Source organism: uncultured Hymenobacter sp. (assembly GCF_964242765.1).
In the GTDB taxonomy this organism is placed as follows: domain Bacteria; phylum Bacteroidota; class Bacteroidia; order Cytophagales; family Hymenobacteraceae; genus Hymenobacter.
This window is the reverse complement of record NZ_CAXTBM010000103.1, coordinates 1-13,706: the sequence shown is the minus strand read 5'-3', so window position 1 is coordinate 13,706 and position 13,706 is coordinate 1. Positions and strand designations below refer to the sequence as shown.

Genomic DNA, 13,706 nt, shown 5'->3' with positions numbered 1-13,706 from the left:
GCCTTTATATATCCTTCTATTGTTGCCTCACCCCCCATGAAAACGCTCTTGACAACCCTCGCCCTATTCGCGGCTATCTGCTCCGGTAACACGGTCAGTGCCCAAGTGACGCCCACCGAAACGCAGGCCTTGAGCAAGCAGCTTGCCCAGCTGATGCGCAATCCCAGGAAGCCTAAGCAGGACGTGCAACTTAATCTAATTGGGTGCCGGGCCGAGCAGGTCATTCGCGACCGGGACGCCGATGTGCAAATGACCAAGCCTCTGGCGGTTAGCTACGGCGGCAATTCAGGCTGGGCGGTGAAGGTAGATAACGGCGTCTTCGAAATGAAAATGAACCTGCTATGGGCCGACGTTACCTCCGTGACTTACGAGCCGAGCACCGATTCCGACGGCCAAAAGCACTTCGAAGTTAAGATCACCAAAGCCAAAAAGAACGACAGCAGCAGTTTTGAATTTCCTTTGTACACCACCAACGAAACCACAGTGAAAGATGTGGTGCGCCGCTTGGATAAGGTGCGGCGAAGCTGCGCCAGCAACTAAGCCAGGCCAAGCGGAAGGCCACCGTTTCTGCAATTTGGGCACTTCACCTCTCAAACCCGCTAACTGCGTGATTCATGTTTGACCTCGACAAGTGGCAAGAAATCCTGGGGACCATGCGCCGCAACAAGCTGCGCACCTTCCTGACGGCTTTCGGCGTGTTTTGGGGCATCTTCATGCTCGTGCTCCTGCTTGGTGCGGGCAAGGGAATGGAGAACGGTATCTGGAAAGAATTTGGGGGCGGCGCCATGAACAGCTTGTTTGTGAGTGCCGGCAAAACGTCGTTGCCGTGGCAGGGCCTGAAGCCGGGCCGGGAAATCAAGTTCACCAACGACGACCTGGAAGCTATTCGGCAGCACGTGGATGGGGTGGAACTACTGGCTTCGCGCAACCGGCTTTTCGGCGAGTACACTATCATCAACGGCACCAAGAACGGGTCCTATCAGGTGTTTGGCGCCAATGCCGAGTTCTTTCAACTCAACGGCGAGAAGCTGGCCCAGGGTCGGCTGCTCAACCCACTCGACGGCATCGAACAACGCAAGGTGATGCTGCTCGGCGAGAAAGTGTGCAAGGTACTGTTCGGCGACAGCAGCGGCATCGGGCAGTTTGTGCAAGTAAAGGGCGTGTTTTTCAAAGTGGTGGGCACGTTCACCAATACCACCAACAACGGCCGCAACGAGGAACGGGCCTTCGTGCCGTTCAGCACGTTTCAAACCACCTTCAATCAATACAACCAGGTGCAGCGCATTGGCATGAGCAGCATCAAGGGCACGCCCGTAAAGCAGCTGGAAGAACAGGTGCGGCAGCTACTGGCCCGCCGCCACAAGTTCGACCCCGCCGATAAGCAGGCCCTCGACCTCGAAAACAACGAAGAAGAAGTAGCGCGTTTCGAAGGCCTTTTCACGGGTATCAAGCTGTTTGTGAGCGTGATTGGGGTGCTGACTCTGGTAGCAGGCGTAGTGGGCGTAAGCAACATCATGCTCATCATTGTGCAGGAACGGACCCGTGAAATCGGCGTGCGCAAGGCCTTGGGCGCTACTCCTTGGAGCATCATCAGCATGATTGTGCAGGAGTCGGTGGTTATTACCAGCCTCTCGGGCTACCTCGGCCTCTTGGCTGGCGTGGCCTTGCTCGATGCCATTCGTTATGCCCTCGAACAAGCCGGCGGCACCACCTCCTACTTCGACCATCCGGAGGTGAATGTCGGGGTAGCGCTTAGCGCTACCGCCCTGCTGGTAATTGCCGGCGCCATAGCCGGCTTAGTTCCGGCCATGAAAGCTGCTAACGTGAAACCCATAGAAGCGCTAAGGGCAGAATGAAGACTGTCTCTTCACTAAGTCTGAAATTGTCTGAAACTAGCAGTGTACCCCAGCTCCTTTCGGGGAGGGAGGTGTAAGCTGAAAATCAACAGTAGTACCATTCGCCACCATGTTCGACATAGATAAATGGCAGGAAATACTTGGAACCGTCCGGCGACACAAGCTGCGCACGGCGCTTACTGCGTTCGGGGTGTTCTGGGGCATTTTTATGTTGGTGGTATTGTTGGGCGCGGGCAAGGGCTTCCGCAATGGCGTTGAAAACGAATTTGATGTAGCCAAAAATGCTGTATTCGTGTGGAGCCAGCGGACCAGCGTGCCCTACGCCGGGCTGAAAGTGGGCCGTTTTATTCCGTTCACCAACGACGACGTAGCGGCTCTGAAGCGGGAAGTACCCGAGGCTGCTGTTATTCTGCCGCGCAGCTCCCTCGACGGGACCTTCACGGTGCAATACGGCACCAAAAGCTCGTCGTTTTCAGTGAATGGCGAGTACCCTGGTTACCCGGCCGTGCAAGCAATGAACCTGACCGGCGGCCGCTTCATCAACGACATTGACATTGCAGAACGGCGTAAAGTGGCCGTTATCGGCGACCGGGTAGCCGAAGTGCTGTTCGGTACTGCGGAGCCCCTAGGGCAGGAAATCCGCATCAAAGGCATTTTCTTTCGGGTGGTGGGCAAATTCAAGGCCCAGGGCAAGCCCGAAAACGCGCAGGAAGAAGCGCAGAAGATTATTATCCCGCTCACGGCGCTGCAAGTCACTTTCAACCAAGTGAATCGGGTGGGTTATTTTGCTTTTATCCCGAGATCTGGAATTCCCGCGGCGGTTGTCGAAACCAAGGCGAAGCAGGTGCTGGCGCGGCAGCACAAAATAGCTCCCACCGACGACCGGGCGCTTGGCTCGGCCAACGTGGAAGAGGAATACGCGCGGGTGCAGGGCTTGTTCACTGGTATTTCGGGCTTCAGCTGGCTGGTAAGCATCGGCACCATTCTGGCCGGCATCATTGGGGTAAGCAATATCATGCTCATCGTGGTGAAGGAGCGCACCAAGGAAATTGGGATTCGTAAGGCGCTGGGCGCTACGCCCTGGAGCATTGTGAGCTTGATTGTGCAGGAGAGCATCGTTATTACGGCCGTGGCCGGGCTGCTTGGCCTGCTATTCGGCACGGCCCTCATGGCCGGTATCAACTCCTTGATTGCCGGTCAGGATGTTGGTTTTTTTGCGAACCCACGGGTTGATATTGGGGTAGCCGCTACGGCCGTGACGCTACTGGTTGTGGCGGGTGCCGTAGCCGGACTCGTACCGGCCCTAAAAGCCGCCCAAGTGCAGCCCGTTGTGGCCCTGAAAGATGAATAAGTACTGTGTGCCCTCACGCAGTACCTTCTTTACAGGCTTATTGAAAAACATTAGAAATGCACCTCTTGCCTTCCAGTTAAACCTCGCTACTTACTGTGCTACTGCCTTGGCACAGACACCCACCGCAACGGCAATACAACAAACTTTGCGGTGCTTCCACCTGAGCGCAAACCCTACGAAGCCACCAATACTCTCTTATGAAACGCGTGTTCCTTTCGCTGCTACTGCTGCTAGTGCTTGCCGGATTTGGCTGGCTGGGCTATTACTTCTGGAAGCAGGCCCACACCGATCCTATCGTTTATAAGACCGAGACGCCCTTTGTGGCCGATATTGTGAAGAAGACCGTGGCGACGGGCAGCATCGTGCCGCGCCGCGAGGTGCTAATTAAACCCCAGGTATCGGGCATTGTGGAGGAATTATACGTGGAGGCTGGCCAGCCGGTGAAGGAAGGTCAGTTGCTGGCCCGTATTCGCACGGTAGCCAACGCCGGCAACGTGAACAACGCCCAAAATAACATTCAAGCCGCGCGGGTGGCCCTCGAAACCAGCCAGATAGAGCTAGACCGTCAGCGCCCATTGTTCGAGCAAAAGGTAATTGCCGCCCAGGAATTCAACCGCTTGCTTGCCGACTACAAAGCCAAAAAGCAAGCGCTGAACGCCGCCGAAAACGACCTGCAAATAGCTCAGCGCGGCGCTTCCCGCAACACTGGCGGCGCCTCCAACTTGGTGCGCTCCACTATTACGGGTCTGCTGCTCGACGTCCCGATCAAAGTGGGTTCGTCGGTGGTGGAGCGCAACAACTTCAATGAAGGCACCACCATTGCCTCTATTGCCGATATGCAAAGCCTGGTGTTTGAGGGCAAAATTGACGAGAGTGAAGTAGGCAAAGTGCGCGAAGGCATGGACCTAAACCTGACCATCGGCGCCCTCGAAAACGAGTCGTTTCCGGCCACCCTCGAATATATTGCCCCCAAAGGCATTGCCGAGGAAGGCGCCATCAAGTTTCAGGTGCGCGCCAAACTCAAGCTCAAGCCCGGTCAGTTTTTGCGCGCCAACTATTCAGCCAACGGTGACATTGTGCTAGGTCGCCGCAGCCAAGTACTGGCCATCCGGGAAAGCCTGCTCCAATTCGGTAAGAAAAACAAAGACAGTGTGTTTGTTGAGGTGGAAACCGGGCCGCAGCAGTTCCAGAAACGCCTGGTAAAAACTGGCCTCTCCGACGGTATCAACGTGGAAGTAAGCTCGGGCCTAACCAAGTCAGACAAAGTGAAAGTGCTTGGCCCGCCGGTTGAAGGCGAAAAGAAAAGCTAGCAGTAACCGCTACTCACGCAACAGCCCCGGTATCAATTAGCAGGATACCGGGGCTGTTGCGTGAGTAGCGGTTATGGTCGGTTGGCAGCAAGTTTCGCCCAACCAACGGATAACGTTCAGTTTCATTACAGGATAACACAGGCCCGCTTTGCAGATCATAATGGCTGTACTATCAGCTAAGATTAGCTCTTTCAATAACGGCTTGGTCACCTGTTTCTTCAATAAGGTTGATAAAAATAGAATTTTGCTACATCATTTTATATGCAATTAGTACAGTATTTTATTAATATACTGATAACATACTACTCCCTACTCCCATGTCCACACATTTGCTTTTCAATCCGCAAGAGGCTTCCTCTTTAGTCGAGAACTTTCAAAATCGGAACTATCACCAGTACTCCTGCACCATCATCCGTAAAGTATTGGAAACCAAAAGCTACCACGAACATGAAGCCCGCGTGGTGAACAGCTTAATGGAGGCGATGAGTAACGTGCTAGATAAATTCAAGCATGTGGAAGCCGATGAAGACGGTATCTTTCAACTCTCTGATGGTCTCTACAACTTGTTGCTTGAAGTGGAATGCGTAGAGGCTGAATAAACACCCGCAGTTTTTGACTGCTATAAAATTCGCCTAGCAGCCTACCCCCAACAGAGAGGCCGTTATCCACATGGGATAACGGCCTCTCTGTTGGGGGTAGGCTGCTAGCTTTCAAACCAAGTTTGCCGGCCGCTACGCCCGCCAGGCAGCGTAAGTAACAGCCCTAGGCAGAAGGTTGGCAGAGCGCCCAATCTAACAGGGCCTGTCTGCACGTACGTTTCACGCTCCAAATGGCTAGCCGGTGTCGGCAGGGCAGGGAGTTGGACCTAATCGTAAAGTATGCAGGTGCCTGTTGTGTCTTCTCCCTCCCAAGCCGAAGCTGAATTGGTGCAGCGACTCTACGCTCGGGATGACACTGCCATGACCGAATTCTACGCTCGCTATGGCAAACTGCTCTACCGCGTCATTCACCTCATGGTGCCAACTGCGGAAGCAGCCGAAGATATCCTACAGGAAAGTCTGGTGAAGATCTGGCTGGCCTTTGCTCACTACGATGCCGAGCGCGGACGCCTCTATACCTGGGCCGTCAATATCTGCCGCCACCACGCCATCGACCACCTGCGCGCCGCCCGCTCGCGCGGGGCGAGTCGAACCACTGGTTTGGAGAACACGCCCGCGGCCTACCGAGTGCCCGGACCGGCCTTGGTACCCGAGCACGTAGATGTGCGTGCCAGTTTGCGCTGGCTGCGGCCGTCCTACCGCCAAGTAGTCGAGTTGCAGTACTTTCAGGGCTTCACTCAAGAAGAAATGGCCGCGCACCTAGACATGCCGCTGGGTACAGTTAAGACTCGCTGCCGGCAGGCACTGCGCCAACTCGCCCGGCTGCACCGCGACTTGTCTGCACGTTAGTCCGGGCAAACGCTGGCGGGTCGCCACTTTCGTCGTTGCTTTTCTTGACTTGTTCCGAGCCGTTTTACTTCCTAACAAGCGGCAGTTGCTTGTTTTCGGATTGAAATGCGCTGTCAGGCTATCCGCTGAAAGATACAGGATGGCTACACGACACAAAGAAATAGTACTGGAACATCTAGTAGCTGCGTACAAGAGGCTCAATGCATCGTGGAAAGGCGCTAAAAGAGAAGAAAGAACGGGCCTACACGGAAGGGCTTATGTTCAGCGCCGAGCAGTGACTTGTGCCCATTGTCGGACGACGATGACCACCTCTGTTGTCGTAGTTACCATAATCAAAGAGAACTATACGTCCTTCTTCTGTCCGGCTTTCTTCAATTGATTAGCCTTATATGCTCCTGTTCTAGGATGTACTTCCTACGAATACTCTTAAAAAAGAAAAAGGTCGTTTCCCGTTAGGAAACGACCTTTTCTAGGTAGCGGGGACTGGATTGCAACCTGCATTCTTAGAACGACTGTATACTGATAGAAAAAGCCCTTACATAGTCCTTAAAAGGCTTTTTAGGTTGCTATGTTATCTGTCTAAGTAAGGACAGATACGGTATGAATCGGGTTTTCTGTCCTACATAGTGTCCTACGTAGGACAGGATTACGTACTTTTGGAATGGCAACTACAACCCTTCCAAAATGGCTAAAATCTCCTACTTGCTGAACGCGCCCGGCGCGGATAAGCCAACCCCTATCTTCACCTTCCTCAGTTTTGAGGGACGCCGGGTGAAAGTATACGCCAACCGTTCTATACTCCCCCGGCAATGGGACGCAACGGAACGCCGCGCCCTTACGCGGGGCTACCCGCGCAATGGGGCACTGAACGACTGGCTAGACCTACTGGCCGAACGGCTGGCTACCTGTTGCGACGCCCACGCCGCCGCCGGCACCTCGCCCACGGCCGCTGAACTTCGCGCCCTGGCCGAAACCGAACAGGCCACCGAACCCGACCCCGTAGAAGCTGCTGGCCGTGGGCCGCAATTCTGGCAACGTTATGAGGAATGGGTAAACTACACCCGCGCCGCCGGCACCGTACGCACCGCGCAAGCCCACACCACCGCCGGCCGGCACCTTCAGGAGTTTGCCGACCTGAACGGCTATGCCATAGATTTTGACACCCTTACGCCCACCGTGGGCGACCGTTGGGCGGCCTACCTGCTAAACGTGGCCGGCCTGACTGATAATACTATCAACAAACACCTGGGGCGGCTCAAAGCCTTTATGAAGTGGGCCGGCAAGCGGGGCTACACCGAAAGTACGGCCCTTGACCGGGTGAGCTGGGCACGTCGGGAGCCGGACGTAATTGCCCTGAGCGTCGCCGAGTTGGCCGCCCTCGAAGGCCTACCACTAGCCCCCGGTTCCCGCCTCGACAAAGCCCGCGCTTGGTTTCTGCTGGCCTGCTACACGGGCCTACGCTATTCCGATCTGGTGAGCATCCAACCTCAGCACCTACGGTCCGCTACCGATAAGCTACCCGCTCACCTACGCCTGACCGCCAAGAAAACCCGCGCCGTGGTGAATGTGCCCCTGAGCGCCCGTGCCCTCGATATTGTGAACCACCTGCTAGCCGGCGACCTTGCCAGCGTCAAAAATCAGCCGATTACTAACCCCGTGCTGAACCGCTTTCTAAAGGAACTGGGGCAACTGGCCAGTATAGATTCACCCGTTGAAGTTATCCGCTACCGGGGCGGCATAGCCGACGTGACAACCTGCCCAAAGCACGAAAAGCTGACCGTACACACCGCCCGCCGTACGTTCGTAACCTTAAATCTGGGTAAGGGCATGAGTGCCGAATTCGTAATGAAGCTGACCGGGCACACGTCCTATAAATCCTTTCAGCGGTACGTGAACCTGACGCCCCAGCGCGTAGCGGAAGAATTTGCCCGGTTTCACGAAATGCCAGAGTAGGGCAATTAGCACCCGCAAAAACCGATAATCCAACACGAGTTGATTATGTAAAAAACTGTACAACTATTCCGCCCTACCGGGGCGGAATAGTTGTACAGTTTCCGATTTCTTGAAGCAGAATTGCTTGGAACCCGCTTTTGAACCTGAAAGAACATTATACTTTAATTCCTAGAGCTGGCAAGCTGTGAACACCCCCAATAATCTGACCTCTGAACAGGCCCACTACCGTGAAACGGCCGAGTACGGTATTACTGTGGCCGCCGCCCAACGGGCCGCTGGCCGAGTACAGCCGGACGACTGCCTAGCCTACGGCCTGCGGTGCTACCTAGCTGCCTATCCGCACCCGTATTTCCCACCCGTTGAACGGGAACCGCCCGAAGTAGTACCCGAAAAACACCCCGACTACCCGCGCCTGCTAGCAGGACATCGTAGGCATGCCGAGCAACAGTTACAACGGGCCTACAGGCTGCGCCGGGAAGACTTGGCCGCCGAGTTAGCCGCCGCCCGCGACAACAACCCACCTGACCCACCGCTGGCGCTGGCGCTGTTGCTAAAGAAAAGCGCCGAGCGTCTGTTAGAGGACCGCGATTATCTGACTCGCGTGGGCAGCGGTCTTCCTCCTGTATTCGCTAAGCAGCACCATGCGCAACTAGCCTACGCTTTTACACCTGACAAAGGACGCTATAAGGGCATTGTTACCGCATTCAATGCCGAAGGCTGCACAGCAGCCGAGCTAGAGCATTTTCGTGAGTTGTTGGCTGAGTTTCACAGGGTAGAAGCGCCTACTATAGCAACGCCTAACCCAGCGGATGACTACTACAGTAATCTTGGAATGTCGGAATTGAATAAAAATATATCAGATTTATGCCTCTTCCCGTTTACAAAATCTGACTTGATTTCTCTTTTACAGCATTTGGAATTACTTGATTATGAGGGCAATAATCAGACACTTCACTTAGGAGGACGCAACCGAGAAGTATGGGGTAAATTCACGGCTGCTTACCGCGTTTTAAGCCGGCTTCAATTAATGAAATCAACATCAGATGATAAAGTGTGGGCTACTGCATTCAAGACATCTTTCAAAGTGGTTTTAGGTCATAATCTGAGAGAACGTAGGCTTCTAGCGGCAGGAGGCGCTAGCGATGAAGACCCTAAACAATTCCGTCAAGGAGTAGAGGATGCTACCCATTGGGTAAAAAGTTGGATTACTTGGCGCGGCAAGGCCAAAGAGCGTCCCACAATGCCTTTCATTGTGCCATAATGCAATAAGATTTCATTACAGGGCAATCTCATAACGCTATTTGTATACCTGAACGGCACTAACGCTGTCAGGCTTGACAAATGGACAGAGCTGTTATTCCAATTGGCGTTGCCTACGCCCAACTACTCGAAGATGTAAGAGCAGTTATCAGGCACGAACTAAATCAAATTTCAACAACTCACGCTGGCCCACCCCCGGCCGACGAGTTGCTGAGTATCCGCGAAGCCGCCGAACTGCTGGGCGTAACAGTGCAAACAATCCATTCATGGAAACAGAAAGGATTGCTGAAATACCACAAGTTGGGGAGCCGCAGCTACCTGAAACGAGCCAACGTATCGGCCGCGTTACAGAGCTACCAGCGCACGGTAAAAACCGGAAAGGGGGGCACCCGTGCTTAGATCGCCTAACCAAAACCTAGTAACCGGCCGGGCATTATTAATTACCCGCCAGGGGCTGTCTGTTTTTTTGGACACTCTACCCAGCCTCGATTTCTCTGAGAAGGGGCGTAACAATTTAGCCCGCCGCTTCGGCTTGTCGGATGCCGAACTATCTGCCGTGCTGGCTGCTTATCGGAAAGGCCGCAACCGATGAACGCCGCCGTACTGCCCACCCCCGCCCGGCCCTTCGGAGCCGACACGCTGGCCTGTAGCCTTACCCTCACTGGCAAGGCCACGCCCGCGCCCGCCGAGCTGGCTGCGGCCCTAGCCGAACTATACCCTGGCGGCACTGGCCCCACCGTGCCCGATCTACTGGCCGCCGGCTGGCTAGTGTCTACCGTTGACGGGCGCGGCCTACGCCAACCTCCCCTTACCCCGGCCCAAGTAACTGCCCGGCTGGCAGCGACCAAAGAGCCCGATAAAACCCAACATTTTGTTGCAACTGCACCGGACAAAACCAGACAACCTTACGTGCCCATACTGACCGGAGGCATATGTGGAACAGGTATAGAATCTGACAAATCTGACTCTCTAAAAAAGGACGAAAACAGCAGTAAAGCAGAAGTAAAAACCGAGTTTTCCGAGTCCCTAAAAAAAGACGAAGGTAGACGGGAAACAGGTGAGGCCGCACCGCTATTCAGCTACTATCGGGGTGGCATTGCGGCTACTGTTCCCTACGCGGCTATTACCCCGACCCAGCTTTATGCCGTGCTGACTTCGACCCGGCACCGCGCCGCTACCGAAGCCCTCCGCGCTGCCCCCGTGGGCAGTCCCCAACGGGCCGAGCTTAAAAAGCGCCTCGACTACGTAACACCTGCTGGCACCTTCGCCCGGCGCGCTAATGACGCGCTAGCCAAGCCTTCGGGGCTGCTAGTGCTAGACTTTGACCATGTGCCCGACGTAGGCGCCGCCCGCATCGCCCTGCTGGCCGATGAGCTGCTAGCTCCTGAGCTAGTGCTACTGTTCACTAGTCCCAGCGGCGACGGATTGAAAGCCCTGGTGCGCACCGACCCCACAGCCGCCCACCTCGACAACTTCCGCGCCTGTGCCGCCTACCTGGCCGCCCACTACGCCTCGTTGGGCTTGTGTCCTGATGAGGCTGGCAAAGATGTGGCCCGCGCCTGCTTTGTGCCCTACGCCCCCGATGCTTGGCTGGCCCCAGCTTACGCGGTCTGACCTCTACGAAACCTAATAAAACCTTACATTTTCCGAGTTGGCAACGCAATGGATATTCACAAGCTACGGGCCGCAACGCCCGCTCCGACCTTGCATTGTGGAACCAATACGCGCACGCGTACTGCTCCTACAATAGTTGATCCTGATGCGCTAGCCTGGTGCCTGGCACAATACGAAACACACCACGGCCTGCTGCCCGCCCCAGGCAACGGCCGCAACAACTGGCTGGCTGCCTTAGCATTTTTCTGTAATGAGCGGGGAGTAGAAGTGGCCGACCTCGAAGCCCACGCCCTAAGCAGCTACGCGGCGGCCGACTTTCCGGCGCGGGAGATTGAGCAAACCCTACGCGGAATCTATACCCGCGAAGCCGCTGCCCACGGGAGCAAGCCCTACACCGCCACCGGGAATAAACCGGGTTTTTCGGCTTTTATCGGACAAAAAGACAACGGGCCATCCGAGCTGCCGTCTACCTTCCCAGCCGCCGTGTACGACGCGCTACCCGACTTCCTGCAACGGGCCTGCGATCCTTTTAAAGGCCACGAAAAGGCCGTAATGTTGCTGGGCACGCTAGCCGTATTGTCGGGCTGCTTCCCGGCCGTGGGCGGTACCTACAACAAACGCCGGTTTGGCCTAAACCTGTTTGCGTTTATCATTGCCCCACCGGCTAGTGGTAAGGGAGCCCTAGCTTGGGCGCGGCGGCTGGCCTGGCCTCACCACAAGGCCCTGACCGATGCCAGCCGCGCCGCCCGCCTCGACTATGATGCGGAACTGGCCGCCTACAAAACCGCCGGTAAGGCTAAAGCCAGCTTGACTCCGCCCCCGGCTATCCCGCCGCCCTACAAGCTACTTTACCTACCCGGCAACACCACGGCCGCCGCCCTACAAACGGCACTGGCCGAAAACGACGGGCGCGGCATCATGTGCGAAACCGAAGCCGATACTCTGACCGGGGCGTTGGGAGCCGATTTTGGCAATTTCAGCGACGTGCTGCGCAAAGCCTTCCAGCACGAGCCCGTTTCCGTGCTGCGCAAAACCGACCGCCAACACCTTGACCTAGCTCGCCCTGCCCTTAGCATTGCCCTAACCGGCACCCCGGGCCAGCTCCCGCGCCTAATGCCTTCGGCCGAAGATGGACTAGTAAGCCGGTTCTTATTCTACCTCTTTGAGCAAACGCCCACCTGGCAAGATGTAAGTCCCAGCGCCGGCCCGCCCCTCGACCCTTACTTTGACAAGCTGGCTGGCGATCTAACCCGTATGATTGCTGCCGTTCCCGAAGCTAATGAGGCCGGCACCTACCCTGTAGAAATAACCCTAGCCGATGCTGATTGGGAGCGCCTGAATGCCGCTGGGGCTGCGGGCCTTGATGAAGCCCTAGCCGTGGCTGGCGGGGCGGGCGGGAGTTCGGCCTACCGGCTAGGGCTAGTGGCTTGGCGAGTAGCCGGACTATTAACGCTGCTGCGCTGCTTTGAATACGGGCAAGCCCCCGCTGGCTGCCTCGAAGCTGACCCAGCTGACGTGGGTACTGCCCTAGCCATTATGGATACCGCCCGCGCCCACGCGCTGGCCGTGCTGGCAATGCTGCCTGCCCCCGGCGGCACTACCGGCCGCTATGCTACTAAGGCCGCGAAGGAAGCACGGGCCAAAGAACTGGACGCGCAAGGGCTGAGCGCTCGGAAAATTGCCCAGCAGGTGGGCGTACACTTTACCACCGTGGCCCGCTGGTTACGCATTGAAGACGTGTAGCCGTGTAGCGCGTAGCGTTTTTGCTACGCTACACTTTACTATGCAGCGCCTACCCCTAGCTACACCAATCCGAAATTGGGTGCTGACATACTGAATCGGTAGGCTAGCCACCGTGCTACCTGAAAAACCTTGAATTGGAAGTAGCCCATTTTGCCGGACAGACCCGACCCCCCTGGCTGAGTACAACCTACACAGGACGCTGGCCCGCTTCTTTTCCGACCCCGAAAGCCACTGGGAATATATTGACACCAGCGGCCCGATTGATTTTCACCGCTTCACAACAGCCGTGAAACACCAAACCGACTTCGCCTTGCGCATGATGTCTGCGGCCGTAGGCGGCTATGAGCTGCCCTTGTATCGGCAAGATCAAGGCGACCAGTTCGTGCCTACCTCGGTTATTGACTAAATAGAGTAGGAAATGAACGAGAATGTAGCCAACGAACGGCTAACCGCCTATTTCAACGCCGTGCTGAATGCGGGCCGGCACTTAGACGAGTCACATGCCACGATGCCGCCCAATGACTTACGCGGCTACCAACTGCTACACGAATGCTTGAGCAATATACTAGCCGTGAAAATGGAAGCCTACCCACCGTTTTAGCACACACTCAAGCTTTAATTTAAAGTGGTATAGTGCTAATAAATAAGCAGTGGATAGCTTTACTTCATGGAAGAAAAGCCAATAACAGCTATTGCAGACCTCGTTGAGATTATTAACGAGTCTGGCTTAATGAACGAACCACACTCGCATATTAGAGTGTGGTTCCGGGGCCATGCCGACACTATTTGGAAATTAAATCCAGGGGTATACAGACCTGATTTTAAGCCCATTGACGAGAACGACCGGCTTTCTTTAGAACGCCATCTTAGCCAAGATTTTCAAGCTCTAGCAGCTGCGCGTCTGACAGGCCGAGAAACCGATGCGGAAATATACTTTTTACAGCAACACTATGGGATGCCAACCAGATTAATGGATTGGTCCAGCAACCCGCTTATTGCACTATGGTTTGCTGTTAATGATGAAAACCACCGTGATAAAGATGGAGAGATTTTTATGATGGATGCCTACGAAATCAAGGGGCCTGGCAGACCTGATGATTTTGGTATTGCATCTTCCCGAAATCCATATTTTTTGAAAGCACTGTTACCAATTTTTGATTGGCAGGAGGCA

General features: G+C 55.4%; 14 protein-coding genes. All 14 read left to right on the top strand.

What is annotated here, in order from left to right; all coding sequences use genetic code 11:
* Positions 1 to 540 (top strand): hypothetical protein (locus ACFE7X_RS23875; RefSeq protein WP_375438192.1); only part of this gene is annotated, 540 nt, incomplete at its 5' end.
* Between the two features lie 74 nt (positions 541 to 614).
* Positions 615 to 1,856 carry an ABC transporter permease gene (locus ACFE7X_RS23870; RefSeq protein ID WP_375438191.1) on the top strand — a complete coding sequence of 414 codons (1,242 nt, stop codon included), beginning with the start codon at positions 615 to 617 and terminating at the stop codon, positions 1,854 to 1,856.
* A gap of 109 nt (positions 1,857 to 1,965) precedes the next feature.
* Positions 1,966 to 3,207, top strand: a complete 1,242-nt coding sequence (locus ACFE7X_RS23865; protein WP_375438190.1) for an ABC transporter permease — start codon at positions 1,966 to 1,968, stop codon at positions 3,205 to 3,207.
* A 197-nt stretch (positions 3,208 to 3,404) separates the two neighbouring features.
* The gene (locus ACFE7X_RS23860; RefSeq protein WP_375438189.1) at positions 3,405 to 4,517 is read left to right on the top strand and encodes an efflux RND transporter periplasmic adaptor subunit; all 1,113 of its coding nucleotides are present in this window, start codon (positions 3,405 to 3,407) and stop codon (positions 4,515 to 4,517) included.
* A gap of 317 nt (positions 4,518 to 4,834) precedes the next feature.
* A complete protein-coding gene (locus ACFE7X_RS23855) occupies positions 4,835 to 5,116 on the top strand; it encodes a hypothetical protein (protein ID WP_375438188.1) in 282 nt (93 codons plus the stop codon).
* 294 nt (positions 5,117 to 5,410) lie between these two features.
* Positions 5,411 to 5,965: an RNA polymerase sigma factor gene (locus tag ACFE7X_RS23850; protein ID WP_375438187.1), complete on the top strand. Its 555-nt coding sequence runs from the start codon at positions 5,411 to 5,413 to the stop codon at positions 5,963 to 5,965.
* Positions 5,966 to 6,649: 684 nt separating this feature from the next.
* Positions 6,650 to 7,918 (top strand): tyrosine-type recombinase/integrase, encoded by a 1,269-nt coding sequence (locus tag ACFE7X_RS23845; protein WP_375438186.1) that lies wholly within the window; start codon positions 6,650 to 6,652, stop codon positions 7,916 to 7,918.
* Positions 7,919 to 8,102: 184 nt separating this feature from the next.
* Positions 8,103 to 9,179 carry a hypothetical protein gene (locus tag ACFE7X_RS23840; protein WP_375438185.1) on the top strand — a complete coding sequence of 359 codons (1,077 nt, stop codon included), beginning with the start codon at positions 8,103 to 8,105 and terminating at the stop codon, positions 9,177 to 9,179.
* Between the two features lie 80 nt (positions 9,180 to 9,259).
* Positions 9,260 to 9,577 (top strand): helix-turn-helix domain-containing protein, encoded by a 318-nt coding sequence (locus ACFE7X_RS23835; protein WP_375438184.1) that lies wholly within the window; start codon positions 9,260 to 9,262, stop codon positions 9,575 to 9,577.
* A gap of 67 nt (positions 9,578 to 9,644) precedes the next feature.
* Positions 9,645 to 9,770, top strand: a complete 126-nt coding sequence (locus ACFE7X_RS23830) for a hypothetical protein (protein WP_375438183.1) — start codon at positions 9,645 to 9,647, stop codon at positions 9,768 to 9,770.
* On the top strand, positions 9,767 to 10,792 hold the full coding sequence (locus ACFE7X_RS23825) for a BT4734/BF3469 family protein (RefSeq protein WP_375438182.1): 1,026 nt from the start codon (positions 9,767 to 9,769) through the stop codon (positions 10,790 to 10,792). The genes ACFE7X_RS23830 and ACFE7X_RS23825 overlap by 4 nt, the downstream gene beginning before the upstream one ends.
* A 48-nt stretch (positions 10,793 to 10,840) precedes the next feature.
* Positions 10,841 to 12,535: a DUF3987 domain-containing protein gene (locus tag ACFE7X_RS23820; RefSeq protein ID WP_375438181.1), complete on the top strand. Its 1,695-nt coding sequence runs from the start codon at positions 10,841 to 10,843 to the stop codon at positions 12,533 to 12,535.
* A 418-nt stretch (positions 12,536 to 12,953) separates the two neighbouring features.
* Complete coding sequence (locus tag ACFE7X_RS23815; protein WP_375438180.1) at positions 12,954 to 13,136, top strand: hypothetical protein; 183 nt, start codon at positions 12,954 to 12,956, stop codon at positions 13,134 to 13,136.
* Positions 13,137 to 13,202: 66 nt separating this feature from the next.
* Positions 13,203 to 13,706 (top strand): FRG domain-containing protein (locus ACFE7X_RS23810; protein ID WP_375438179.1); only part of this gene is annotated, 504 nt, incomplete at its 3' end.

Excerpts from the sequence above, each read along its gene's own strand:
- ACFE7X_RS23860 (WP_375438189.1), top strand. The coding sequence starts at position 3,405 with ATGAAACGCGTGTTCCTTTCGCTGCTACTGCTGCTAGTGCTTGCCGGA.
- ACFE7X_RS23870 (WP_375438191.1), top strand. The coding sequence starts at position 615 with ATGTTTGACCTCGACAAGTGGCAAGAAATCCTGGGGACCATGCGCCGC.
- ACFE7X_RS23845 (WP_375438186.1), top strand. The coding sequence starts at position 6,650 with ATGGCTAAAATCTCCTACTTGCTGAACGCGCCCGGCGCGGATAAGCCA.
- ACFE7X_RS23820 (WP_375438181.1), top strand. The coding sequence starts at position 10,841 with ATGGATATTCACAAGCTACGGGCCGCAACGCCCGCTCCGACCTTGCAT.
- ACFE7X_RS23825 (WP_375438182.1), top strand. The coding sequence starts at position 9,767 with ATGAACGCCGCCGTACTGCCCACCCCCGCCCGGCCCTTCGGAGCCGAC.
- ACFE7X_RS23855 (WP_375438188.1), top strand. The coding sequence starts at position 4,835 with ATGTCCACACATTTGCTTTTCAATCCGCAAGAGGCTTCCTCTTTAGTC.
- ACFE7X_RS23835 (WP_375438184.1), top strand. The coding sequence starts at position 9,260 with ATGGACAGAGCTGTTATTCCAATTGGCGTTGCCTACGCCCAACTACTC.
- ACFE7X_RS23865 (WP_375438190.1), top strand. The coding sequence starts at position 1,966 with ATGTTCGACATAGATAAATGGCAGGAAATACTTGGAACCGTCCGGCGA.
- ACFE7X_RS23815 (WP_375438180.1), top strand. The coding sequence starts at position 12,954 with ATGAACGAGAATGTAGCCAACGAACGGCTAACCGCCTATTTCAACGCC.